This window comes from Marinobacter sp. SBS5 (genome assembly GCF_048285575.1).
Lineage (GTDB): Bacteria > Pseudomonadota > Gammaproteobacteria > Pseudomonadales > Oleiphilaceae > Marinobacter.
In genome coordinates, this window is sequence record NZ_JBLWAZ010000002.1 from 240303 (window position 1) to 264956 (window position 24654).

Annotated in this window: 20 protein-coding genes and 3 tRNA genes; 9 read left to right on the forward strand and 14 right to left on the reverse strand. The window is 54.3% G+C overall.

The window, feature by feature from the left end; genetic code table 11:
* Positions 1 to 26: 26 nt before the first annotated feature.
* Together ACNQ6O_RS06685 and dbpA are read right to left on the reverse strand one after the other, a co-directional pair.
* Positions 27 to 278, reverse strand: coding sequence for an OadG family protein (locus ACNQ6O_RS06685; protein WP_323752503.1), 252 nt, complete (start codon positions 276 to 278; stop codon positions 27 to 29).
* A 217-nt stretch (positions 279 to 495) separates the two neighbouring features.
* Positions 496 to 1869: an ATP-dependent RNA helicase DbpA gene (gene dbpA / locus ACNQ6O_RS06690; RefSeq protein ID WP_418052464.1), complete on the reverse strand. Its 1374-nt coding sequence runs from the start codon at positions 1867 to 1869 to the stop codon at positions 496 to 498.
* A 103-nt stretch (positions 1870 to 1972) separates the two neighbouring features.
* Between dbpA and ACNQ6O_RS06695 the strand changes: the two genes are divergently transcribed.
* The 3 genes from ACNQ6O_RS06695 to ACNQ6O_RS06705 all read left to right on the forward strand — a co-directional run bounded on the left by ACNQ6O_RS06695 (position 1973) and on the right by ACNQ6O_RS06705 (position 5433).
* On the forward strand, positions 1973 to 2509 hold the full coding sequence (locus ACNQ6O_RS06695; protein WP_418052465.1) for a DUF2058 domain-containing protein: 537 nt from the start codon (positions 1973 to 1975) through the stop codon (positions 2507 to 2509).
* A 160-nt stretch (positions 2510 to 2669) separates the two neighbouring features.
* Complete coding sequence (locus ACNQ6O_RS06700; RefSeq protein WP_418052466.1) at positions 2670 to 4424, forward strand: SDR family oxidoreductase; 1755 nt, start codon at positions 2670 to 2672, stop codon at positions 4422 to 4424.
* Positions 4425 to 4443: 19 nt separating this feature from the next.
* Positions 4444 to 5433, forward strand: coding sequence for a metal-dependent hydrolase (locus tag ACNQ6O_RS06705; protein WP_418052467.1), 990 nt, complete (start codon positions 4444 to 4446; stop codon positions 5431 to 5433).
* Positions 5434 to 5559: 126 nt separating this feature from the next.
* On the opposite strand, the gene ACNQ6O_RS06710 is transcribed toward ACNQ6O_RS06705, so the two are convergent.
* The 7 genes from ACNQ6O_RS06710 to alaS form a co-directional block, all read right to left on the reverse strand.
* Entirely contained in the window at positions 5560 to 6360 is an 801-nt protein-coding gene (locus ACNQ6O_RS06710; RefSeq protein ID WP_418052468.1) for a MerR family transcriptional regulator, read from the reverse strand.
* 125 nt (positions 6361 to 6485) lie between these two features.
* Positions 6486 to 6562 (reverse strand) — tRNA-Arg (locus ACNQ6O_RS06715).
* 21 nt (positions 6563 to 6583) lie between these two features.
* Positions 6584 to 6660 (reverse strand) — tRNA-Arg (locus ACNQ6O_RS06720).
* A gap of 60 nt (positions 6661 to 6720) precedes the next feature.
* Positions 6721 to 6810: transfer RNA gene (locus tag ACNQ6O_RS06725), tRNA-Ser, on the reverse strand.
* Positions 6811 to 6936: 126 nt separating this feature from the next.
* Entirely contained in the window at positions 6937 to 7134 is a 198-nt protein-coding gene (gene csrA, locus ACNQ6O_RS06730) for a carbon storage regulator CsrA (RefSeq protein ID WP_133005221.1), read from the reverse strand.
* A 170-nt stretch (positions 7135 to 7304) separates the two neighbouring features.
* Positions 7305 to 8543: an aspartate kinase gene (locus ACNQ6O_RS06735; protein WP_418052469.1), complete on the reverse strand. Its 1239-nt coding sequence runs from the start codon at positions 8541 to 8543 to the stop codon at positions 7305 to 7307.
* 105 nt (positions 8544 to 8648) lie between these two features.
* Positions 8649 to 11279 carry an alanine--tRNA ligase gene (gene alaS, locus ACNQ6O_RS06740; protein ID WP_418052470.1) on the reverse strand — a complete coding sequence of 877 codons (2631 nt, stop codon included), beginning with the start codon at positions 11277 to 11279 and terminating at the stop codon, positions 8649 to 8651.
* 141 nt (positions 11280 to 11420) lie between these two features.
* Here alaS and ACNQ6O_RS06745 point away from each other — a divergent pair, with 141 nt between their 5' ends.
* Positions 11421 to 11957, forward strand: coding sequence for an RDD family protein (locus tag ACNQ6O_RS06745; RefSeq protein ID WP_418052471.1), 537 nt, complete (start codon positions 11421 to 11423; stop codon positions 11955 to 11957).
* Positions 11958 to 11974: 17 nt separating this feature from the next.
* Here ACNQ6O_RS06745 and lptG read toward each other — a convergent pair whose 3' ends face one another.
* Positions 11975 to 13036, reverse strand: coding sequence for an LPS export ABC transporter permease LptG (gene lptG, locus ACNQ6O_RS06750; protein ID WP_418052472.1), 1062 nt, complete (start codon positions 13034 to 13036; stop codon positions 11975 to 11977).
* Positions 13029 to 14132 (reverse strand): LPS export ABC transporter permease LptF, encoded by a 1104-nt coding sequence (gene lptF, locus ACNQ6O_RS06755; RefSeq protein ID WP_418052473.1) that lies wholly within the window; start codon positions 14130 to 14132, stop codon positions 13029 to 13031. Before lptF ends, lptG begins: the two co-directional genes overlap by 8 nt.
* A gap of 219 nt (positions 14133 to 14351) precedes the next feature.
* Between lptF and ACNQ6O_RS06760 the strand changes: the two genes are divergently transcribed.
* From ACNQ6O_RS06760 to ACNQ6O_RS06780, 5 genes are all read left to right on the forward strand, one after another.
* On the forward strand, positions 14352 to 15842 hold the full coding sequence (locus ACNQ6O_RS06760; protein ID WP_418052474.1) for a leucyl aminopeptidase: 1491 nt from the start codon (positions 14352 to 14354) through the stop codon (positions 15840 to 15842).
* Positions 15832 to 16344: a DNA polymerase III subunit chi gene (locus tag ACNQ6O_RS06765; RefSeq protein WP_418052475.1), complete on the forward strand. Its 513-nt coding sequence runs from the start codon at positions 15832 to 15834 to the stop codon at positions 16342 to 16344. Before ACNQ6O_RS06760 ends, ACNQ6O_RS06765 begins: the two co-directional genes overlap by 11 nt.
* Positions 16345 to 16683: 339 nt before the next feature.
* Positions 16684 to 19536: a valine--tRNA ligase gene (locus ACNQ6O_RS06770; RefSeq protein ID WP_418052476.1), complete on the forward strand. Its 2853-nt coding sequence runs from the start codon at positions 16684 to 16686 to the stop codon at positions 19534 to 19536.
* 4 nt (positions 19537 to 19540) lie between these two features.
* Complete coding sequence (locus tag ACNQ6O_RS06775; protein WP_418052477.1) at positions 19541 to 20434, forward strand: ketopantoate reductase family protein; 894 nt, start codon at positions 19541 to 19543, stop codon at positions 20432 to 20434.
* 18 nt (positions 20435 to 20452) lie between these two features.
* Positions 20453 to 21010 carry a cob(I)yrinic acid a,c-diamide adenosyltransferase gene (locus ACNQ6O_RS06780; RefSeq protein ID WP_418052478.1) on the forward strand — a complete coding sequence of 186 codons (558 nt, stop codon included), beginning with the start codon at positions 20453 to 20455 and terminating at the stop codon, positions 21008 to 21010.
* Between the two features lie 37 nt (positions 21011 to 21047).
* Here ACNQ6O_RS06780 and ACNQ6O_RS06785 read toward each other — a convergent pair whose 3' ends face one another.
* The 3 genes from ACNQ6O_RS06785 to ampD all read right to left on the reverse strand — a co-directional run bounded on the left by ACNQ6O_RS06785 (position 21048) and on the right by ampD (position 24613).
* On the reverse strand, positions 21048 to 23072 hold the full coding sequence (locus ACNQ6O_RS06785) for a methyl-accepting chemotaxis protein (protein ID WP_418052479.1): 2025 nt from the start codon (positions 23070 to 23072) through the stop codon (positions 21048 to 21050).
* A gap of 98 nt (positions 23073 to 23170) precedes the next feature.
* On the reverse strand, positions 23171 to 24058 hold the full coding sequence (gene ampE / locus ACNQ6O_RS06790) for a regulatory signaling modulator protein AmpE (RefSeq protein ID WP_418052480.1): 888 nt from the start codon (positions 24056 to 24058) through the stop codon (positions 23171 to 23173).
* Entirely contained in the window at positions 24059 to 24613 is a 555-nt protein-coding gene (ampD, locus tag ACNQ6O_RS06795) for a 1,6-anhydro-N-acetylmuramyl-L-alanine amidase AmpD (RefSeq protein ID WP_418052543.1), read from the reverse strand.
* Positions 24614 to 24654 lie beyond the last annotated feature (41 nt).

Here is a 24654-nt window from a genome sequence, read left to right on the forward strand (position 1 = left end):
TTAAAAGGTTCTAATCCGTTCCCGGGTCACTTCTTGTGGCGCGACCGGTATTGTGCAATCGCCTTCTTAATTGCCTCGGCGGTGTCAGGGTCAACCGACGTTGGCGCCTTCGGCTTGGCACGTGGCGTTCTAGCCGGGGTTGCCGGCTCTGGCGGAGCAAGCCGCAGAATGATTTTCGACATCAGGCCTGTTGCGAATACCAGAATAACCAGAAACGCGAACACAAAGCCCATACCGGCGATCATCAAATCTACGGCGTGTGACATCAGCTCATTCATAGTGAACAGCTACCTGTATTGGTTTGTGATTTCCCCGCCTCTATCACACGCTTTTAGACAAACGTCTAATGGCGCGCGAAATCAAAACGGGAGGCAAAATCCTGCGTAATTTACCGGTTTCATTGTTATGGAGCAACCAAAAGCACATTTTTCTATAGGGATTTCCCGAGCGCGCACGATGAAAAGTGGTTCTAAACACTCAGGAACACCACCCTATTCAGACATAACGCACCCGGATTTTCCGACCCTTCACTTTTCCTTGCTCAAGTCGCGCAAGCGCCTTGCCAGCCCATGCGACGTCGACCGCCACGAAACACTGAAAATCAAACAGATCAATTTTTCCGACCGCCGAACCCGGGATCCCGGCCTCGCCCGTCAAGGCACCCAGCACATCACCGCGACGAACCTTCTCTTTACGCCCACCTGCCAGGCAAAGGGTTTTCATAGGCGGGACAACGGGCCTTACAGGCTCAGCAAGCAGCTGCCCGGTATCACCCCACTCTGCAGCCATGTTTCGCGCACTTTCCAGTCGCGAGATCTTATGCCCCTGTTTCGGCGTACACAAAGTGACCGCATGCCCCTGCTCACCGGCTCGCCCGGTTCGCCCGATGCGGTGCGTGTAAACTTCCGGATCCCGAGCGGGTTCCGCATTGATAACCAAAGGCAAACCTTTGATATCCAATCCACGGGCCGCAACATCAGTGGCAACCAAAACCGTGCAACTCTGATTCGCAAACTGCACTAAGGTGCTATCCCGCTCTCTCTGCTCCAGATCACCATGCAAGGCAGAAGCCGCAAAGCCCATTTGCCGGAGTGACTCAGCAAGATCATCACAGTCCCGCTTGGTTGTGCAGAACACCAAACTCGCCGTCGGCTGGAATCGGGACAGCAAACCCGCGACCGCCTCTACTTCCTGACCGGGCGCGATCTCATAGAACACTTCCTCAATCGAGGCCGTAGAATCGTTAACCTCGATCCGAACGTCTTCCGGGTCTACCTGAAAGCGCTCACTCAGTGTCCGAATAGGCGCAGGCCAAGTCGCAGAGAACAACAAGGTCTGCCGCGAAGAAGGTGTTTGCGCAAGAATGCCTGCCACAACATCTTCAAAACCCATATCGAGCATGCGGTCCGCTTCATCCAGAACCAACGTATTCAGGTTCTCCAGCGACAAAGTACCTTTACGCAGATGGTCATCCACCCGCCCCGGCGTACCAACAATAATGTGCGCCCCATGACTGAGCGAACCAATCTGAGGCCCGATGGAAACACCACCGCACAACGTCAGCACTTTGACGTTCTCTTTGGCTCGCGCCAACTCGCGCAGAGCTTTAGCGACCTGATCCGCCAACTCGCGCGTCGGGCAAAGCACCAGCGCCTGAACCGAGAATCGCTTGGGCTGAAGCTTTTCGATCAAAGGGATGCCGAAAGCAGCCGTTTTGCCACTTCCGGTTTGAGCCATGGCAATCACATCCTTACCTGCCAAAGCCGGCGGCAAAGCTTTCACCTGAATGCCGGTAGGCTGCGTGAAGCCCAGCTGCTCAAGGTTAGCCAGCATGGTCGAAGAAAGGCCAAGCTCTTTAAAAGAAGACATAGAAAAATCCGTGGGGTAAGTAATCGTGGGTGATTGAGTTCGCACTGACGGCGTATACTAGAGACAATATGGTTAAGTTTATCACGAATCTACGGAGTCACTGATGGCGTCTTTGCAGGACCAATTACTCAAAGCCGGGCTCGCCGACGAAAAAAAGGCCCGCACCATTCGCTCTGAGAAGCGCAAACAACGCAAACAGCAGCCCAAGGGCACCGCTCAAGTCAATGAAGTTGAAGAGCGGGCTCGCCAGGCGCGCCAAGAGCTGGCCGAAAGAGACCGGCAACTTAACCTTGAGCGCAAGAAACAAGCCGACAAGAAAGCCGTTCAGGCCCAAATTCGACAGCTGGTAGAAACCAACCGACTGGATCGCAGCCGTGGCGAAACGTCTTACCAGTTTGTGCACGAGAAAAAAATCAAAAAGATTTTTGTCGATGACCAGATGGTGGATCAGCTGTCACGAGGTCGACTGGCCGTTGTTTTCGTTAGCGGAGAATATGAGCTGGTCGCAGAAGGCGTGGCGCGCAAAATCATGGAACGGGACGAATCTGCGGTCGTGGTTCTGCACGACCGCACGGCAGAAGATCAAGGTGATGACGACCCATACGCCGGCTACGAAATACCCGATGACTTAATGTGGTAACGGCAACCATCAGCCCCGCTCAATGCGGGGCTTTTTTTTAGCAAGCGTAATTTCCGCCCGCACAACTCAAAACGCACCAATCCAAAACCCTCGCCTTATTGACCGACCCACCACCTACTGTTACATTAATCAATGTATAAATAACAGCAGAGTCCAAAGCATGAACGAAAGCAGCCAATTCATCGAGAATAAAGGGCTTCGCCTCCATGTCCGCGAGTGGAACAAAAATGCCGAGACGACCCTCGTACTTGTGCACGGTTACCCCGATTGCAGTCACATTTGGGATGCCACCATAGGCGAGCTTGCAAAGCGCTTTCATGTCGCCGTGTACGACGTTCGCGGTGCGGGGAAATCCGACGCCCCCCAGCGCACCAAGGACTATGCTCTCGAGCATCTAACGGCTGATTTTCGCGCCGTTCTCGACGCAGTTAGCCCCGAAAAGCCCGTGCACCTTGTCGGCCATGACTGGGGCTCAATACAGTGCTGGGAATTTGTCACTCACCCCAACCTTCAAGAGCGCATCAAGTCATACACCTCAATCTCAGGCCCCAGCCTGGACCATGTCGGCTATTGGCTTAAACAGGGCCTGAAAAGCGGAAAACCGGCCCAAATTAACAAAATAGCCAAACAAGTAGCTCACTCGTGGTATATCGCTGCGTTTCACCTTCCGGTCTTGGCACCCACGTTATGGAAATCGGGACTGGACAAACTTTGGCCCCGCTTGCTTCAGCACGTTGAAGGTATCGAAGATTGCCCACCTTTTGACAGTCAGCGAAAAGATGGCGCGATGGGTGTTCGTCTATACCGCGCGAACGTAATCCCGCGAATCACCTCGCCACAAGAGAAGGCCACGCAACTTCCAGTACAACTTCTTGTTCCAAAACGAGACAACTTTGTTACCCCGATGCTATTTGAAGACTTGCATAAATGGGTTCCGCGACTATGGCGCGAAGAAATCAATGGCGGTCACTGGATACAGGTTAGCCATCCTGAGGTTGTAGCGAATCGCATTTGTCGCTTCGTTGATTTCATTGAATCCGGCGCAGCCGATAGCGATGCACCATCCGGACTGGATCGTCACCGCGTTCAGGGAGCGCGAAAAGTATTCAGCGGTAAACTGGCGGTTGTGACCGGAGCGGGAAATGGCATTGGGCGAGAGACACTGCTCGAACTCGCTAAAGCTGGCGCAGATGTCGTCGCAATCGACATTGACGCTGATGCCGCTGAGCGTACTGCTGAACTCGCAGCCCTCCTCGGTGCACGCGCTAAGAGCTACACCATGGACGTTGGAAACGCCGGCAGCTGGGACAAGCTCGCACGCGAGCTAGCCAAAAAAGAAGAGATTCCCGACATTCTGATTAACAATGCTGGAATCGGTATGGCTGGACCCTTTTTACAAACCAGCCGCGCAGATTGGAGACGAATTCTAAATGTGAATCTCTGGTCTGTCATTCACGGTTCTCAGCTCTTCGGCAAACAAATGGCCGAAGCTCAAAACAATGGCGTTATTATCAACGTCTCGTCCGCAGCAGCTTTCTCACCTAATCGCTCCATGAGCGCCTACTCCACCACCAAGGCCGCTGTTCGCATGCTTTCAGATTGTATGCGAGCCGATCTGGCCCATCACGGCGTCAGAGTGATCACCATATGCCCGGGCATTGTGAATAGCGGAATTACCGATCGAACACGATTTGTGGGCAAAAGCGCCGAAGCTGAAAGCGAAGACCGAAACCGGGCATCCAAATTGTATGCCCGTCGAAACCTCAGCCCCGCAGCCGTCTCATCCAGCATTATTAAGGCATTGGAAAATGACCAAGATGAAGTGCTGGTTGGCCCGGAAGCATACGGCCTGAACCTCATCGGACGGGCCTCTCCGTCACTGAGCCGCTGGCTGGCAAAGCTAGAGCTGGCTTAACAACAACAGGAGATTAACCATGGCAACAATCACTGCTTCGAAAGCCAGCAAGATAAACTGGCCTCGCTTCCAAAAACAGCAAAAAGGCTCTTCAAGCCGGCATTCTCTCACTCCGCGTCGTGTGGAATTCAACTGGGCAGACACGCCGCTGGAATGGATTCCCGGGCAACCGTTTGCGAGTCACTTCATCAATCAAATCAATATGATCCTGCCCGCTGGAGAATATTGGTTCTGTCGACTTTTTAATAAGGCTCTTCCGCACATCACCGATGAGAAACTCCGAGAGGACGTGCAAGCCTTTATCCGACAGGAAGCCATGCATGCACGCGCTCATGGCGGTGCCGTCGAGGAATACTTGCAAAACCACAATATAGAAACGGCCCGAAATACCGATTTCATGGATAGCCTGTTCAAGGTAGCTCTGGCTGACAACCCGTTTGGACAAAAAATTCCCAAACGATTAGAAAAACACTGGTTGGTATTTCGCTTAGGTTTAGTAGCAGCTGTCGAGCACATGACGTGCGTTCTTGGTATGTACGCGCTGGAAAACAAAACGTGGGACGATGCTGGTGCGGATGAGGTGCTTCTCGATCTGTTGCGCTGGCACGGCGCTGAAGAGGTTGAGCACCGTTGTGTGGCCTTTGATTTATATCAGCACCTTGGCGGCAGCTATGTATCTCGCTCTTATTTGGCGCTGATTACCTTCCCTCTTATTTTCGGAATTTGGGCCGACGGCGCAGCACATCTGATGAAACAGGACTCACGCTTCGCCAAAAAACAACCTAGCATTTTCCGGCCGTGGATTTGGCGTGAATGGAGCCGTACTGCTAAAACGGGCCACCTACCAAGCCTGACTTGGCTGACCCTCAAAGAACTATCCTTCCTATCACCGCTCTACAACCCGTCTGAAGAAGGGTCAACAGAACTGGCCTTGAACTACTTGAACGGCTCACCCGCCTATCTCGCCACGCAACAATCTGAAAAGAAGGCAACCGCCGCATCTGCGTGAAGCCTCAGAAATAAACACACTTCACCTCTGACCTTCCTCCCGGCAGCAGCATGTCGGAGAGGAAGCCGTTGCAGCTTAAACAAACATGAAATGCTTAAAGAAACTGGCGAGTGGGACCTTCAAACATTACCGCTCTTCCTGCATATTTTCTATGACAGCAGAGAGACGATCTCCTAAGAAATTGCGCAGTGAACGGTTAAGCGCAAGCTCAGCTTCAGCGCGAATGGTTTGATGAGCAAGTGGGCGAAGCTCCCAAATCAACTGAGAAAGCTCGCGGATGGTGTCAGACGGCGGTAGCTCATCACCAAATTCATCGTAACGGGCAACAGCAATCTTCACCAAGCCGTCCGCTGCCCGCTGCACATTACCCCGTAAAAGGCGCAACAAATCGATGATTTCGTCAAAGGACATCCCCAGCTTGACCAGCTGAGCACCTGCCTCAATAAGCCTCGGACTCGGAGCCACAAATTTGGTTCGCTTGCGCTCTATTAAGCCCAACTTCACCGCGTCATCAATCATGCCTTTGCTGCCACTCTTGAGACCGAACATTTTAAGGAGATCAGCAAGGCTGTATTCCCGGGGCGATTCAGATGAGAAAGCAAGCGTGATCGCTTTCTCCAAGCCCAAGATGTCCTCTAAATTACGTCCGTCGGTCCATGCCGCAAGCAATTCGCGAATATTATCAATGGAGTACCCACGATCTAGCAGGTTATTAATAATATCGAGCCGAGCAGCATGCGAATCAAAATATATGCCCAAACGTCCGCGCTTTTCAGGAGGCTCGAGAATTCCCCGGTCTTGGTAGGCGCGGATATTGCGCACTGTGGTACTGCCAAGGCGCGCGAGATCGTCGATGGTGTATTCGCCATCGGCCAACTGGCGCTTACTTGTTTTTCGTCCGCGACGATTAGTGATGGGATTATTCATGCCCGCATTATATAACAGACGAAGTCATTGGCAACTAACGCCTCTGAGGCAGATAGATAAATTTCAGACATAAAAAAACCCAGCACTTAGGCTGGGTTTCTAGTTGTCTCTCAACAACTTAATAATGGCGCGGCTGGGAGGATTCGAACCTCCGACCGCCTGGTTCGTAGCCAGGTACTCTATCCAGCTGAGCTACAGCCGCTAAAAACTTGTTTGCGAAAAATGGCGCGGCTGGGAGGATTCGAACCTCCGACCGCCTGGTTCGTAGCCAGGTACTCTATCCAGCTGAGCTACAGCCGCACATCTAGTCGCATATGGTTGAAAGCAACTTCAACCTGCTCTCACTCTCCTAAGAGAAAATGGCGGAGAGGGAGGGATTCGAACCCTCGGTACGATTTCTCGTACGGTTCCTTAGCAGGGAACTGGTTTCAGCCACTCACCCACCTCTCCTTGAGAACGGTGCGTATACTACCACAACTTTTCTGTTTTCATAGGGTTGACACGAAATTTTTCTAATCGATTTGCACTAAAATTAAAAAAGCCGCTCAAGTTACCCCTGAACGGCTTTCTATCTGATCAACTATTGCCCGGTTCTGGCTCATCGGAACCTTTTTCAGACTGAATGCGCTGATAGATTTCTTCACGGTGAACCGCTACGTCTTTAGGAGCATTCACCCCAATACGAACCTGATTCCCCTTCACTCCCAGAACGGTGACGGTTACTTCGTCGCCGATCATTAGAGTTTCGCCAACACGGCGAGTTAAAATAAGCATGTTCCATACTCCCTATTGCAAAGCTACCTGTTCCGACTGTCACTACTTTTTACTTATTGCTTTTATAATGGGATCACCTATCAAACTATAGACGCAATAACACTTATGCCAAAATAGTTTTTGATAGAAATAGTCAATGATCCAGAGATGCACGCTTCAGCATCCTGCTTTTAAGCGTTCTCATCTACCCCGACGCTTTCCAGCCCGAACGTGCTGTGCAGTGCGCGAACGGCCAACTCGAGATACTTTTCATCGATCACCACCGAAACTTTAATTTCGGATGTGGAGATCATCTGAATGTTAATGCCTTCTTTCGACAGCGCTTCAAACATCTGAGTGGCAACGCCCGCATGGGAACGCATACCAACACCAACGATGCTGACTTTGGCGATCTTGCTGTCACCGACGATTTCTCCAGCACCGATGTCCGCGGAGATGCGGCGCAAGATGTCTTGAGCGCGCTTCAAATCAGGACGATTCACGGTAAACGTGAAAGCAGTCTTATTATCCTGACCAACGTTTTGAACAATCATGTCGACTTCGATGTTGGCATCGCTGATTGGCTTCAGAATACTCAGAGCACTACCTGGAGTATCCGGCACGCCGGAAATAGTCAGCTTGGCTTCGTCACGATTAAAAGCAATGCCGGAAACAACCGGTTGTTCCATGGCTGTATCATCCTCAAAAGTGATCAGGGTTCCTTCGCCTTCTTCGAAGCTAGAAAGCACCCTTAACGGAACGTTGTATTTACCTGCAAACTCGACGGCACGGATCTGGAGAACCTTTGAACCCAGACTCGCCATTTCGAGCATTTCTTCAAATGTAATACGATCCAAGCGGCGCGCGCTGTCTACAACTCGCGGATCGGTCGTATAAACACCGTCTACATCGGTGTAGATCTGGCACTCGTCCGCCTTCAACGCTGCAGCCAGTGCAACGGCGGTCGTGTCGGAACCACCACGGCCAAGCGTAGTGATGTTTCCGTGCTCGTCCACACCTTGGAACCCTGCCACCACGATCACGCGGCCCGCATCCAGATCTTCCTGCATGCGGTGTGCATCGATGTCTCTGATTCGAGCTTTATTGTGGCTGTTGTCAGTCAAAATTCGAACCTGACCCCCCGTATAAGAACGAGCATCGCAGCCACGCTTTTGAAGCGCCATGGACAGCAGGGCAATCGTGACCTGCTCACCGGTAGAAACCAGCACATCCATTTCCCGCGGCGTAGGTTCTTCCATAATGTCATTGGCCAACGCAATCAGACGATTCGTCTCGCCACTCATTGCCGAGACCACGACCACGACATCATGCCCTTCACTACGGAACCGACAGACCTTGTCGGCTACCGCCTCAATCCGCTCGGTTGTCCCGACGGATGTACCACCAAATTTTTGAACCAACAGAGCCATGTTTTACCAAACTCCGAACCGGGGACCCAAAGCGAAGCCATCTGGCCCCGCCACCGTATTAAGCGGGCGGATTATAAACCCGAGCCCGCTTTGGAAAACAGCGAATTACTGGATATTTCCTTCTACCCAGGCAGGTACGCCCGCCAGAGCTTCCGCCAGCTTCGATGCATCGTTACCACCACCCTGAGCCATGTCCGGGCGACCGCCACCTTTTCCGTCAACCTGAGCACACAGGTGCTTCATCAAATCACCGGCTTTTAGCTTGCCCGTAGCGGACTTGGTAACACCAGCAACCAGAACAACCTTGCCGTCTTCAACGGTGGCCAAAACAACCACGCCTTCACCCAGCTTGTTCTTCAGCTGATCGGCTGTTTCCATCAGAGCTTTGCGATCAGCACCTTCCATCTGAGCCGCAACGACTTTGAGGTCGCCCACTTGCACAGCAGAAGCAGCCAGATCACTACCGGCAGAGCTGGCCAGTTTCGCTTTCATCGCGGTGAGTTCTTTTTCCAGCTGACGATTGCGATCAAGCGTTTGCTGAACCTTGTCCACCACAGTTTCCCGAGTCGCCTTTACCAGCTTGGCGGTTTCTCGCAGGGTGTTCACGGTTTCATCTACCCACGCCAACGCACCAAAACCAGTGACTGCCTCAATACGACGAACACCGGATGAGATGCCGCTTTCGGAAGTGATCCGCATCATGCCGATATCACCCGTACGAGACACGTGCGTACCGCCACAAAGTTCCACAGAATAGCGATCAGAACCCATACTCAGTACACGGACCACATCACCGTATTTCTCGCCAAACAGAGCCATGGCCCCTTTTTCCTGCGCGGTTTCCATGTCTGTGACGTCTATTTCAACCGGCGTATTCTGAAGCACCTGCTCGTTCACCTGACGCTCAATTTCTTTGAGCTGATCAGGGGTAACCGCTTCAAAATGGGAAAAGTCGAAACGCAGCTTGTCAGGATCAACCAGTGAGCCCTTCTGGTTTACATGCTCACCCAAAACCTTGCGCAAAGCCGCGTGCAGCAAGTGCGTAGCGGAGTGGTTGCGTTTGGTGCGCTCACGGCGCTCGTGATCGATGCGCGCATCTACCTCTTGCCCAGCAGTTAGCTCGCCTTCGATCAGCGTGCCCACGTGCAAGTGGTTATCCCCGTCTTTACGGGTATCCGCCACCTCAAAGCGACCGCCATTCCAAGTCAGCAGCCCGGTATCACCCACCTGACCACCCGATTCGGCGTAGAACGGTGTACGCTCAAGCACGACCACACAGTCGTCACCCGCCACTGCCTTACGCTCTTCACCATTAACCAGCACCACGCGCACGCGCTCTTTGCCGTCGATATGGTCGTAACCGGTGAACTCGGTTTCGCCCCCAATGCTGAGGCCTTCCGCGTTGTAATCAATGCCGAACTTACTGGCCGCCCGGGCGCGTTCGCGCTGAGCTTCCATCGCCTTTTCATATCCGGCGTAGTCCAGAGTCAAACCACGCTCACGAGCGATGTCGTTGGTCAGGTCTACCGGGAAACCGTAGGTGTCATAAAGCGTGAAAACGGTTTCACCAGGAATCTCATTACCTTTCAGCTCGGCAATGTCTTGCTCAAGCAAGCGCAGGCCTTTATCCAGCGTTTTGGCAAACTGTTCTTCTTCCTGCAGCAGCACCTTCTCGATCTGCTTGAGACTGCTGACCAGTTGCGGGAAGGCTTCGCCCATCAAGTCCGCCAGAGGCTTGGCCAACTTATGGAAGAAGGGCCCGTTCGCACCCAACTTGTTACCATGGCGAGCAGCGCGTCGAATGATCCGGCGCAGCACAAAACCTCGCCCTTCATTGGATGGCATAACGCCATCTGCAATCAGGAACGAGCAGGAGCGAATGTGGTCCGCCACAACACGCAGAGAGGCTTCGGTCGTTGCTGCACCACCGAGAATTTCAGAGGCTGCTTTCAGCAGATCCTGGAACAGATCAATTTCGTAGTTGCTGTGCACACCCTGCAACACCGCCGCGATGCGCTCAAGGCCCATACCGGTATCCACGGAAGGCTTGGGCAGGTTCAGCATTTCGCCATCGGCAGTACGGTTGTACTGCATGAACACCACGTTCCAGATTTCGATGTAACGGTCACCGTCTTCTTCCGGGCTACCTGGAGGGCCACCGGCCACATCCGGACCGTGATCAAAGAAGATTTCTGTGCAAGGGCCGCAAGGACCGGTATCGCCCATCTGCCAGAAGTTATCTGACGCGTAGCGGCCGCCTTTGTTGTCACCAATACGAACAATACGCTCGGCAGGAACGCCCACTTCTTTATTCCAGATATCGAAGGCTTCATCGTCTTCCGCGTAAACCGTCACCCACAACTTCTCAGTCGGCAGGTTCAACCACTTCTCACCGGTCAGAAAGGTCCAGGCAAAATTGATGGCTTCACGCTTGAAGTAATCACCAAAGCTGAAGTTGCCCAGCATTTCGAAAAAGGTGTGGTGACGTGCGGTATAGCCCACGTTTTCCAAGTCGTTGTGCTTGCCGCCAGCGCGTACACACTTCTGGGTAGAAGTCGCTCGGGTGTAGTCGCGCTCTTCCCGACCAAGGAAGGTATCCTTGAACTGGTTCATACCCGCGTTGGTAAACAGCAGTGTTGGATCGTCCGCTGGAACCAGCGAACTGCTTGGAACAATGGCGTGACCTTGCTGTTTGAAATAATCGAGGAACGTCTGTCGCAACTCTGCGGTTTTCATAGCCCTTTGATACCTTTCCAGAAACCCGCCGAATAGCCGGCAGGTCCGCGATTGAAATACGAATACTTACATGCGTGTGCAAATCCGCTACTCTAGCACACGCCGAGAACATGAAAAACGTGAAACCTCATAGGAGACCCCATGCCCCGCCGCTTCCACGACGCCGAGGAACTACTACCGCCAGCCACAGCATTAAAGCGGGCATTGGCCATTATCTACGACGGCTTGATCAGCATTGCCGTGTTATTAGTAGCCACTTGGGCCTACACCATGGTTGCCGGCTGGATTACAGGCTGGGATACCTACGAACAAATGGCGGAAGCAGGCCAGTTATCCGGAGACCCCGGACTAACGTTTGCCCTGTTCCTTGTTCTATATCTATTCTTTGCTTATTTTTGGACTCGCGCCGGCCAGACGCTGGGCATGCAGGTTTGGCGGGTACGCATCGAAAATCTTGACGGCACATCGGTGAGCTGGACCCAATCACTGCTCCGCTACGGAACGGCCTCCGCCGTGGTTTTCCTGGCAATGCTCGGCGGTCATTATCTCGGCGCGGTCACATTGCTGCTCACCGTACCGGCCATCATCGCGCTGTTTTACCCGATCAACGGTCTGTCGGTTACCGACCGCATTTCCAACAGCGTGGTTGTGGCACTACCAAAACCCGCCAAGAAATAATCGGGCTTCAGGCCGGCCTAGCCGGCCCTTCTCATTAACACCACTCCCACCGCAGCATTAATGAGTATCGGCGCCAGCACCGCAATCATCGGGTTGAACCCGTAAACCATACTCATCGGCCCCAGCAGATCCTGCATATACTTAAACAGCAGCCCCACCAGCAAGCCGGTAAACACCCGAAAACCCATGGTGACTGAGCGAAGCGGACCGAAAACAAACGAGATCGCCACCAGCACCATTACTGCAGTTCCTAAGGGCATCAACGCTTTTTTCCAGAACGCCAACCAGTAATGTGCGGCAGTCAGTCCTTGCTCACCCAAATAACGGGCGTAGGTGAACAAGCCCGTCATTGAAAGATTTTCAGGCTTCACAATCAACACGCTCAGCACTTCCGGTGACAAGCCAGTATCCCAACGCAGTGACGCTTGCTCATCGCGCACCGTACGCTCATCTTCCATACGAGTTGTGACTACATTTTCTAGAATCCAGTGATCGCCTCGGAAAGCCGCCTTCTCTGCGAAGCTCGATTGAGCCAACTGCCGCTCATCATCAAACTCGAATAGGGAAACGCCCACCAAGACACCATCTGGCTGCACCGCGTTCAGGTGCATAAAGGTGTTACCTTCCCGGTGCCAAACCCCGTGGGCTTCAGCCACATTCTTGCCAGCACCCAGCGCTACAGCTTTATCACTCTGAGCGATGCGCTCAGTGGTCGGAGCCACATATTCGCCAATGAACACACCCAGCAGAACCACGATCAGTGCCGGTTTCATCGCCGACCACACGATGCGCTTCAATGACACACCCGCAGCACGTATAACCGTCAATTCAGACGAACTGGCCATGGTTCCCAGCCCCACCAGACACCCCATAAACGCACCCAAAGGCAGGTAGTCATAAATACGGCGAGGCAGCGTCAGCGCTACGTACCAAAGCGCTTCCATGGTTTGGTAACCATTACGGGTATCTTCAAGCTCGGCGATGAACGCGAAAATCAAATCCAGTGACAGCACCACCACCATCACAAGGAACATGGCACCGCCCACGGTACTCATTACGTAATTGTCGATCTTACGCATGGGCATTCGCCTCCTTTTCAAGACGGCGACGGTTCAACCAAGCAGGGCCAAATTGCAGCCACAAGCCCAGTGACAGGAACAGTGCATGAACCCAAAGCATGCCCAGCCACTCCGGCACCTTGCCATCAGCCAGCGCATCCCGCGCAACAATCAGCAGCCCGAGGTAAGTGATATACACCAACATCGCAGGGAGCAAATGGAAGAAACGGCCCTGCCGCGGGTTAACCCGACTCAGGCGCACCGCAAGCAGAGTAATAATAGGAACAATCAACGGCAGGGAAATACGCCAATGCAGCAATGCACGATCTTCGGGATCATCCGAGTACCAGAGGTCGAGCGTTGAAATACCTTCTTCCAGCTCTTTCGTACCGGCTTCACCACTCTGAATTTTCAAACCGTAGGCTTCAAAGAGCGTCACGTTGTGATCGAGCTGACCAGGTACCCCTTGAAAGCGCCCGCCATCTTCAAGAATCAAAAACCGGCTACCGGTTTCCTCATCGATCAGCTGCGAGCCGGTCTCTGCCGTAATCAGAGTTATGCCTTCTCCATCCCGGCCGTATTCCGCAATAAACACGCCTTGCAGCTGACGCTTGTCGTCGCTCAGAGCTTCGGTATAGGTAACCCGGGTGCCCGAGGTGAAATCCTGAAACCGGCCCGGTGCCAGCATCTCAAACTCAGTGGCCTTACGCTGCTCATTGAAAATCTGCTCGACCTGTTTCATCCCCCAAGGCGATACGTACAGGCTCATTGCACCAACCACGAACATTACCGGCAAAGCGCCGAGCAGAGTTTTCGCCAGCAACTGACGTTCGCTCACGCCACAGGCAAACAGCACCGTCATCTCGCTTTCCAGATACATGCGGCCGTAAGCCAGCAAAATGCCAATAAACAAGCCCAACGGCAGAATCAGCTCAAGAAAGCCCGGAAACCGGTAACCCATGATGGCAAACAAAACACCCGCAGCAATTTCGCCCTCCGCGGCACTGCCTAAATACTTGATGAACCGGCCACTCATGAAAACCAGCAACAGGATGCCGGAAACGGCGAACATGCTCACCATGATCTGGCGAATGAGGTAACGGAAAATGATAGTCAAATCAGTCTCTCTGGTGGCGCCCGGTTAGAAGATGGTGGATACAGGAAACTGCGCGTATTCTATGTAACCTTGCGGCCGAATGACAGTAAAGCGCTTATACATTAAAGCCATCTAAGCAATATAGGCCGTCAGCTTGATTATTCGAGGCTTAGCCCCAATCCTAGTGAACATGCAGAGCCGGACTCGGCCTCACACTCGAATTACACAACAGGAGTTGTCATGAATTTCAGCCTGAGCAGCAAAGCCATCACGGCGACCAACACCGATTGCCTCGTTATCGGACTGCCCGAAAACGGTGAGTGGCCGGAAACCACCAAAGCAGCAGACCAAGCTTTGGGAGGGCTGATCAAGCAACTGGAAAAAGCGGGCGACCTGACCGGCAAAAACGCCTCCGTCTCCACCTTGCCCCTGACTGAACAACCTTGGCAGCGTGTGATTGTCGTCGGCACAGGCAAAGATGATGAACGCAATTTGGCCAACTACCGCAAAGCCCTAATTGCCGCCGTTGGCGCACTCAAAGACGGCCCATCCAACAGCGTCTTCATCTGCCTGACCGACACCAAGATTCAAGGCTCAGAAGCTAGCGCTTCAGAAGACGCGCGTTTGAACCTGCTTGGCCGTACCCTGGAAGAGCAACTTTACACCTTCACCGGATTCAAGAGCGAGCAGCCACCTGCCCGCAAACTGAACAAAGTTATTGCTCAAGCGTCTGACGCGGACCAGTCGCAGAAAGACGCCTTCAACCTGGGCCTCGCCACCGGCCGCGGCATGAACTACACCCGCGACTTGGGCAACACCCCGCCGAACGTTTGCCACCCGGTATGGCTGGCAGAGCAAGCGAAAAACATGGCCAAAGAGCACGACTGCATCAAAACCGAAGTGCTGGATGAAAAGCAGATGGCCGAAATGGGCATGAACACCATACTGGCCGTTGGCAAAGGCTCCACGCAGCCTCCGCGCCTGATCGTCATGGAATACCGCGGCGGCAAAGCAGACGAAAAACCTTACGTCTTGGTTGGTAAAGGCATCACCTTCGACAGCGGCGGCATCAGCCTCAAGCCCGGCGCCGGCATGGACGAAATGAAATACGACATGGGTGGCTCCGCCAGCGTGTTCGGCACCATGAAAGTCTTGGCCGAAACCAAGCCCAGCATCAACGTAGTTGCCGTAATCGCAGCCGCTGAAAACATGCCAGACGGCTCCGCAACACGCCCGGGCGACATCGTCACCACCCTGAGCGGCAAGACCGTTGAAATCCTCAACACCGACGCCGAAGGCCGCTTGGTACTGTGCGACGCCCTCACCTACGTGAAAAAGTTCGACCCTGAAGTCGTCATCGACCTAGCCACCCTGACCGGCGCCTGCATCATCGCGCTGGGCCATCAGGCAACCGGCATGCTCGCCAACAACGACGAACTGGCCAACGAACTGCTAGCTGCTGGCGAAAGAACTGGCGACCGTGCTTGGCGCCTTCCCCTTTGGGATGAATACCAAAGCCAACTCGACAGCAACTTCGCTGACATCGCCAATATCGGCGGCCGCCCAGCAGGCACCATCACAGCCGCCTGTTTCCTGTCCCGGTTCACCAAAGAATACCGATGGGCCCACCTGGACATCGCCGGCACCGCTTGGGACTCCGGCAAAGCCAAAGGCGCAACCGGCCGCCCGGTTCCCCTACTGGTCGACTACCTGATGTCCCATGCAGGGTAACACCCCAACCAATCCACCGGAGCCCGGCAGCCCAGCTGCCGGCCCCTCCGGCCAGGACGCCAAAAACCAGCGCTACTGGTTCCACATCCTCGCCCAAAACACACCAGCCGCCCGCAACCTCCACGCAACCAAACTCGTGGACAAAGCCTGGCAGCAAGGCGACCGTGTGTGCGTGCTCTGCGATAACCAGCAACAAGCGCAAGAACTCGATGACCTACTCTGGAACTTCACCCCAGACGCCTTCATCCCCCACAGCATCGCAACCGATCCAAGCACCCCGTGCTCAGATCCGGTCGGCATCCTACTCTACCCACCGGCCGCTGCTGACTGGGACACCGTCATCATCCTGTCTTCCACCCTGCCGGAGCAGGCTGACCAATACCGAAGACTGGCACTGGTCGCCCAAAACGACCCGGCGGTACTCAACCAAGCGCGCGGCCACTACAAACAGCTGAGAAAGCTGGGTATCGAAGCGCGGGTACATGACATGCGAAAACGCTGACTAACACGTTTGCCCATCAAAAGGCATACGGTCGCTCACGACTTTGCAGGAACATCAAAACCACGCAAACTTGTATACAAGCGAACAACTCAGAGCTTGAACTGCGCAGTTGGGATAAGCTTTCCAAAAATTTCGGAGACCATGGATGGCCGAAGAGAAGCGCACATGGATGTGCTCGTAGCGGTTTTTGGAAAGCTTATCCCAACTGCGCAGGCACCCAAACCCGCAGGCTACTGGACGAGCACTTAGCCGAAGGTTCGCCGCAACCAAACCGACCATGTATAATCGCCGGTTTCAAACTTTCCCTCGTGAATCAACCAACGGTCACTGCAGAAACCCATGGAAAAAACCTACCAGCCAGAAAACATCGAGCGCCAGTGGTACGAAAACTGGGAATCCAAAGGGTACTTCCGCCCCAGCGGAGAAGGCCAGTCTTACAGCATCGCTATTCCGCCACCTAACGTGACCGGCAGCCTGCACATGGGCCACGCCTTCCAGCACACCATCATGGACACCCTCACCCGCTACAAGCGCATGCAGGGCAACAACACCGTCTGGACCGTCGGCACAGACCACGCTGGCATCGCCACCCAAATGGTCGTTGAGCGCAAACTCGCCGCAGAAGAAGGCAAAACCCGCCACGACCTCGGCCGGGACGAATTCATCAAACGCATCTGGGACTGGAAAGAAGAATCCGGCGGAACCATCACCCGCCAGATGCGCCGCCTTGGCAACTCCGTAGACTGGAGCAACGAACGCTTCACCATGGACGAAGGCTTCTACAAAGCCGTACAGGAAGTGTTCATCCGCCTGTACGAAGACGGCCTCGTTTACCGCGGCAAGCGACTGGTCAACTGGGACCCGAAACTGCACACCGCCATCTCCGATCTTGAAGTGGAAAATAAAGAAGAGAAAGGCTTCTTCTGGCACCTGCGCTACCCGCTGGCTGACGGCGCAACCACCCAAGACGGCAAAGACTACGTAGTGGTCGCTACCACCCGTCCCGAAACCATGCTTGGCGACACCGCCGTCGCCGTACACCCGGACGACGAACGCTACCAGCACCTGATTGGCAAACACGTCATGCTGCCGCTGGTAAACCGCAGAATCCCGATCGTGGCCGACCACCACGCCGACCCGGAAAAAGGCTCCGGCTGCGTAAAAATTACCCCGGCCCACGACTTCAACGACTACGCCGTCGGCAAACGCAACAACCTGCCGATGATCAACGTCCTGACCCAAGACGCCAACATCCGTGAAGTCGCCGAAGTCTTCAACAGCGACGGCACCGAAAACACCGACATCGACGGCAGCATGCCGGCAGCCTATGCAGGCCTGACCCGCGAAGCAGCCCGTAAGCAAATCGTTGCCGACATGGAGACTGCCGGCTTGGTGCAACAGGTTGAAGACCATGTACTCAGCGTACCTCGTGGTGACCGCTCTGGCCTGATCATCGAACCGATGCTCACCGACCAATGGTTTGCCGACGCTAAAACACTAGCCAAACCAGCGATTGAAGCCGTAGAAGACGGCCGCATCCAGTTTGTGCCCAAGCAGTACGAAAACATGTACTTTTCCTGGATGCGTGACATTCAAGACTGGTGCATCTCTCGACAGCTGTGGTGGGGCCACCGGATTCCAGCTTGGTACGACGCCGAAGGCAACATCTACGTTGGCCGTGACGAAGACGAAGTGCGCAAGAAGCACAGCCTGGCCGCCGATATGGAACTGAAGCAAGACGATGACGTGCTGGATACCTGGTTCAGCTCCGCGTTGTGGACCTTCGGTACTCTGGGATGGCCGGAAATCACCGAGCGCCTGAAAACCTTCCACCCGACCGATGTACTGGTGACTGGTTTTGACATCATCTTCTTCTGGGTTGCCCGGATGATCATGATGACCATGCACTTCATGAAGAACGAAGACGGCACCCCACAAGTACCGTTCAAGACCGTGTACGTAACTGGCCTGATCCGCGACGAACACGGCGACAAGATGTCCAAATCCAAGGGCAACGTCATCGACCCGCTGGACATGATCGACGGCATTGGTCTGGACAAGCTACTTGAAAAGCGTACCGGCAACCTGATGCAGCCCAAGCTGGCTGAAAAGATTGGCAAACGCACCCAGAAAGAATTCCCGGAAGGCATCGCCGCCCACGGCACCGACGCCCTGCGCTTCACCCTTGCAGCCATGGCCACCACCGGCCGTGACATCAACTGGGACATGAAGCGACTCGAAGGCTACCGCAACTTCTGCAACAAGCTATGGAACGCCGCGCGCTACGTGCTGATGAACACCGAAGGCGAAGACTGCGGTGTGAATGACGAGCCGGTAGAGCTGTCTCTAGCTGATCGCTGGATCATCAGCGAACTGCAGCACTGCGAGCAGGAAGTGATTCGTCACCTGGAACAGTACCGCTTTGATCTGGCCGCCTACGCGCTGTACGAGTTCATCTGGAACGAGTACTGCGACTGGTATCTGGAACTCGCCAAGCCCTGCCTGAGCGACGACAGCGGCAGCGCTGAAGCCAAGCGCGGCACCCGCCGTACACTGGTTCGTGTTCTGGAATCGATCCTGCGCCTGGCGCACCCGATGATGCCGTACATCACCGAAGAAATCTGGCAGCGTATCGCTCCTCTGGCCGGCAAGAGCGGCGACAGCATCATGCTGCAGCCGTTCCCGCAGCCTGAAGAGAGCAAACAGGATGCCACCGCCAAAGCCGATATCGAGTGGGTGAAAGGCGTTATCGTTGCTGTTCGGAACATCCGCGGTGAAATGAACATTTCACCGGGCAAGCCAGTACCGGTATTCCTCAAAGGCGGTAACAGCGAAGACGAACGCCGCCTGAATGCCAACCGTCAGTTCCTGATGTCTTTGGCAAAGCTTGAGAAGCTGGAATGGCTGGGCACAGAGAAAGCCCCCATGAGCGCCACTCAGTTGGTTGGCGAGATGGAAGTTCTGGTACCAATGGCTGGCTTGATCGACAAAGATGCCGAACTCAAGCGCTTGGACAAAGAGCTGGATCGACTGCAAAAGGAAATCAGCCGGGTTGAAGGCAAGCTGAGCAATGAAAAGTTCACCGCCAAGGCTCCGGCTGAAGTGATCGAGAAAGAGAAAGGCAAACTGCGCGATGCGCAAGGCAGCCTGCAGCGGTTGAGCGCACAGCGAGCCGAAATCGAGGCCATGTAAGACTATGATTGCGATACTGGGAGCCGGCTCTCTGGGCCGGCTTTGGGCCGCCAAACTGCCTGCCGGGCAGGTGGCTTTTGTGCCCCGTCCAGAGCAGCCTGTCGAACCACTCGCCTACCTCTTCCGGCCCCTCCAAGGGCCGGACGTATCTGTCCAAATCCCCTGGCTAACCGACGTTCAATCGCCTTCCTTGCTGGTCGTCACCACCAAAGCCGGCGATACCTTGAACGCTCTGAAGACGTTAGTATCCCGACTGCCCGAGACCACCCCGATCGTCTTGTTTCAAAACGGCCTTGGCAGCCAACAGCGTGTTGCCGAAACCTGGCTAAACCGCCCTGTTCTTGCCGCCACAACCACCGAGGGTGCGAACCGCCCTGCAGACAGGCTGACCGTGCACGCCGGGCAAGGTGAAACCTGGATAGGCGCTTTAACACCGGCAGGCGAAGCTCAGGTTCCGAAAACGGTTTCCACGCTCGCCAAAAGCGGCTTGAGCGTTCAGGCTGAATCCGACATTCTCAACAGGCTTTGGCAAAAGCTGATCATCAACGCTGGCATCAATGCGTTCACCGCCATCCTGAACTGCCCGAACGGCGAGATCCTGAACCATCCATTTTACCAACAATGGATTGACCCTCTGTGCTACGAGATCAGCGAGCTGCTGACCGCCAGCGGCCAACCTCCAAGGACTCCCACGGCGTTAAGGGAGGCCATTGAGACCGTAGCGCGCAAAACCGCAGCCAATACGTCATCCATGCGCGCGGACAGATTGGCTGGGCGCCCTACGGAGATCGATTTCATTAACGGTTATCTGGCGCGCCTTGGTGCCGAACACGGCATCGACACACCAGTGAATCAGATGCTCACCTATCAAGTAAAACAACTAGAGCGAATCTCTTAGACTAGGAGTGCAACCTATATGGGCAACCGCCTATCCAAGATTTATACCCGAACTGGCGATGACGGCACCACCGGCTTGGCAGACGGCAATCGCGTTGTTAAGAATGCCCTGCGCGTCGAGGCCATGGGTACCGTTGACGAGCTCAACTGCCACATTGGCATGCTTGTCGAGACGTTACCGACTGAAGATGCTTTGGGAGAACTGTTCCGCCGTATCCAGCACCACCTGTTCGACATTGGCGGTGAGTTTGCGATTCCCGGCAGCGTGATGATTGGCGAAAAGCACATCAACTGGCTGGAGCAAGTGCTGGACGAGTACAACGAAGACCTGCCCCCTCTGAAGAACTTCATCCTGCCCGGTGGATCTCCCGCTGCTGCACAGTGTCATTTGGCCCGCGCAGTGTGTCGGCGCGCTGAGCGTATTGTGGTTGGCCTAAGCCAGGAAGAAGAAATCAATGCCGGTGCTCGCCAGTATCTGAACCGGCTTTCGGATCTGTTGTTCGTTGTGTCTCGGGTATTGGCCCGCAGGGAAGGTGCCAAAGAAATTCTATGGGAACAAAAAAAATCCGGCCTCTAAAGGCCGGATTCTGACAAACCCTCAGCGGCGACTTGCCTCAGACCTTGAACGTCTCAACCAGCTTTTGAAGTGATGCGGTCAGGTCTGACATCTGGCGAGAAGAATCCAACGTCTCCTGCGCGTTTTCTGCCGTGCTCTCGCCCAACTCACCGATGCTTTCAACGTTGGCATTCACGTTTTTCGCCACTGCAGACTGCTCTTCTGCTGCCTGAGCAATCTGGTGGCTCATATCGACAATTTCCGAAATGCCGTGAGCAATGCTATCCAATGCCTGGGTCACTTCCGTGGACTTCTGCACGGTCAGCTCAGTCGCACCATGGCTGCTGGTCATGGCGGATACCGCTTCTTTCACACCGCCCTGCAAGCGGGAAATCATGTCTTCGATTTCCTCAGTGGACTTGTGTGTTCGCTGCGACAAAGAGCGCACTTCATCAGCAACTACCGCAAAGCCTCGGCCATACTCTCCAGCCCGCGCTGCCTCAATGGCCGCGTTAAGCGCGAGCAAGTTGGTCTGCTCGGCGATGGCTTTGATTTCAACCAGTACCTGACTGATATTGTCGCTGTCTTTGTTAACCCGGTTAATAACCTCCATAGCACTGGCTATTTCGCTGGCCAGTTTGTTGATCGTTTCAACCGTATCCGCAACCACTTGCCGCCCGGTTTCAGTGTCGCGCTCGGCACTACCGGCACTGTCAGCAACCCTGTGGGCGCTTTCAGTGACTTCGTTGACCGCTTCCACCATTTGCCCCATGGCTTCGTTGATCTGGCTGCTTTCATCCATCTGGCGCGCCACAGCTTCACTGTTCGCGGCCGCCGTATCGTTAACTCTGACGGCCTGCAGCCCCACATCGGCGGTGGTAGCACTGACGGACCGAATCAATTCGGCGATTTTGTCCGTCATGTTGTTGAATTCGGAGGTTAGCTCGCCCAGCTCATCACGGTTGGAAAGCTCGATGTGAGTGGTCATATCACCGGCAGCCACGCTTCTGGCGGCGGTGCTGAAGCGATTAATGGCAACCCTGACCGACATAAAGAAACCGATATACAAGTACACCACAACCAACATCACCGCGATCAAGGACACGACTATAGTGGTGCGCTGACGAGTTTCACTCGCCAATCGGCGCTCCAGATTAACCCCCACAATTTCAAAAATTTTCGCTGTGAGCGCATCGAAGTGTTTGGTTTCGGCCGCAACCGTTGCATCGTATTCTTGCCACGGAGTTTCCAGTCGCATCGGAGTAATTACCTTCAAGTCCAATGCGTTCCTTACAACAAGCAGGCTTCCATCCACGCGAGGCAGCGCTGGAGACTCGGCAAGCTCGGGAGAAGTGTCTTTTGCCACAACCAAGCTGGGAGATAGCAGAGAGCTTCGGTTGGTTAAACGATCGAAGATCTCGTTCAGATTCTCGCTCATGGCATAGCCCACCTGGCCTTCTACCAACGAGAAAATACCGTAAGAACGAGCACTACCAATGGCATTGCGAGCGTCCGGGAACACATCGCGCACCAGCCCAAGCAACAACTGGTTCTCACGGGAAGCATCTTGCCCCAAGCCAGACACTTCCATCGTGGCAGGCAACACCGCCAATACTTTCTGAACGAACTCTTGATAAAACTTGAACTGCGCGTCCATGCTGCCCTGATAGCTGTTGCTCTTCAGGAGCGCACGCCAATCTTTTTGCAGCGCCAGAATCTGCTCCTGCCAGGAACCGGAAGCATCAAACGAACGGCGGGGTTCCGCCAAATCTGTCAGCAGTTCATCGACCTTCTTCGCGGCACGATCGGCCTTTTCAGCGAGAGCAGGATCTTCCTTGAGGATGGCGGGGGCCTTGTAGTCACGAAAATCCATTGCCGCGCTCAGCAACTGATCAGCAGTCTGAAGTTCGACCAACCCATCAATACTACGGTTCATGGTTTGCACAGATTGGTTGAGACCAGAAATAACCAACCAGGACAGGACCAGAATCGGGCCTAGAAACAATATGCTGATGAGGCTGAACTTGTAAACCATCGGCAGCCGGTTCATCAATGCAATCGCTGGATTAATTATATAGTTCAAAGTGCCCTCGCCCAGATTCGAAAACCGAACCATCTATTTTATTTATTGATTTTCACTCACAGCTGAAGGATTTTAATCGCTCCAAAGTGGTAATGGACCTAAACCACGCCCGCAATGACAAGCAACGCAATGGCACAAATCCAAACCAGCATGCTGCGGTTCAGCAAATCCCTGATAGCGATCAGACTGCGACCACCAAAACGGGGCCAGTCTTCCGGGTGCAACTCCGAGAACCGTTCAGGATCAAGTGCATACCCGGTTAACGACCCGTTGGCGGAAATCATTAGCACTTCCGTCGTTGTTTTTTTCAAACCGGGCACAACCTGCCTGACTTTACGAGACCAGCCCGACAGATCGCCAGCCAGTCCGAACGTGCAAGCCAGCAATCTTGCCGGAAGCCAGCCAATCCAGTCAGCCATTTTTCGGTAGGCCGGTCGTGCGCTGGCTTGCGGCCAATGCTCAGCCAAAGCCAAGGCACCACGAGCCAGCACCGCAGCCCCAATACCGCCGATGACGTACCAGAACACAACCAAAAAGAAGCGATCAAACACAGAGATAATCAATGCCTTGGTAACCGACACATGCATCGCTTCAGGAGACAGCGCTGCGCCTCGCTCATCGGCTGGCAGCCGGTCTTTAACGTGATGCCATGCACCTTGCATATCACCTCGGCTCCAAGCCTCAGAGTATGCTTTCAGCGATGCCTGCCAACCCGGCACCCCCATCAGAAGGACAAGCAGCACCATCTCCAACGGATAGACAGCTAACCGGAAACCTAGCTGCTGTGACAACACCGTTAATAGCACCAAGCAAATCGCGGGCAATACGATGAGCGCATACCCTTTTACCAAAGATTCTTCATGCCCGGCTTTGGTTGTTGCGCCCTGCTGAAACCAGATTCGCCAAAAACCGTCACTGCTAAACGCTTCTTGCCGGTCCAGCTTTCGGCGTATCACATAAGCCAGCAGAAAAATCACCAGAACCATTCAGTCTTTCTCCGAGGCGCGAACAAGGTTTTTAAAGTATGGCCAATGGAAAGCCGGACCGGGATCTGTCTTACGGCCCGGGGCAATATCACTGTGGCCGGTGATTCGGTCGGGGGTTACTGCAGGCCAAGCCGCCATCGTCAATCGAGTGAGATGAGCCAGAGTTTGATACTGATGTTCAGTGTAAGGAACGTCATCCGCGCCCTCGAGCTCTACCCCAATGGCGAAGTCGTTGCATTCTTCCTCATTCCCGAAACAGGAGCGGCCGGCATGCCAGGCACGGTCAAGGCAGCTAACAAACTGAACGACCGTGCCATCCCGCCGCACCAGTGCATGGGCAGACACTTGCATATCGGCTATTTCGGAAAAGTAGGGGTGGGCATGTCGATCAAGACGATTACAAAAGAAGTCTTCAATGTATGGACCGCCAAACTGTCCGGGAGGCAGGCTTATGTTATGCACGACCAGCAACGTGATACCGGCGCCATCTGGCCGGGCACCAAAGTTTGGTGATGGGCACCACCGGCTTCCAGGAAACCGTCCGGTCGCTCGCAGCGTATCAACCTGCTCGGCGAACTCCGCGGTGGAAGTAAATG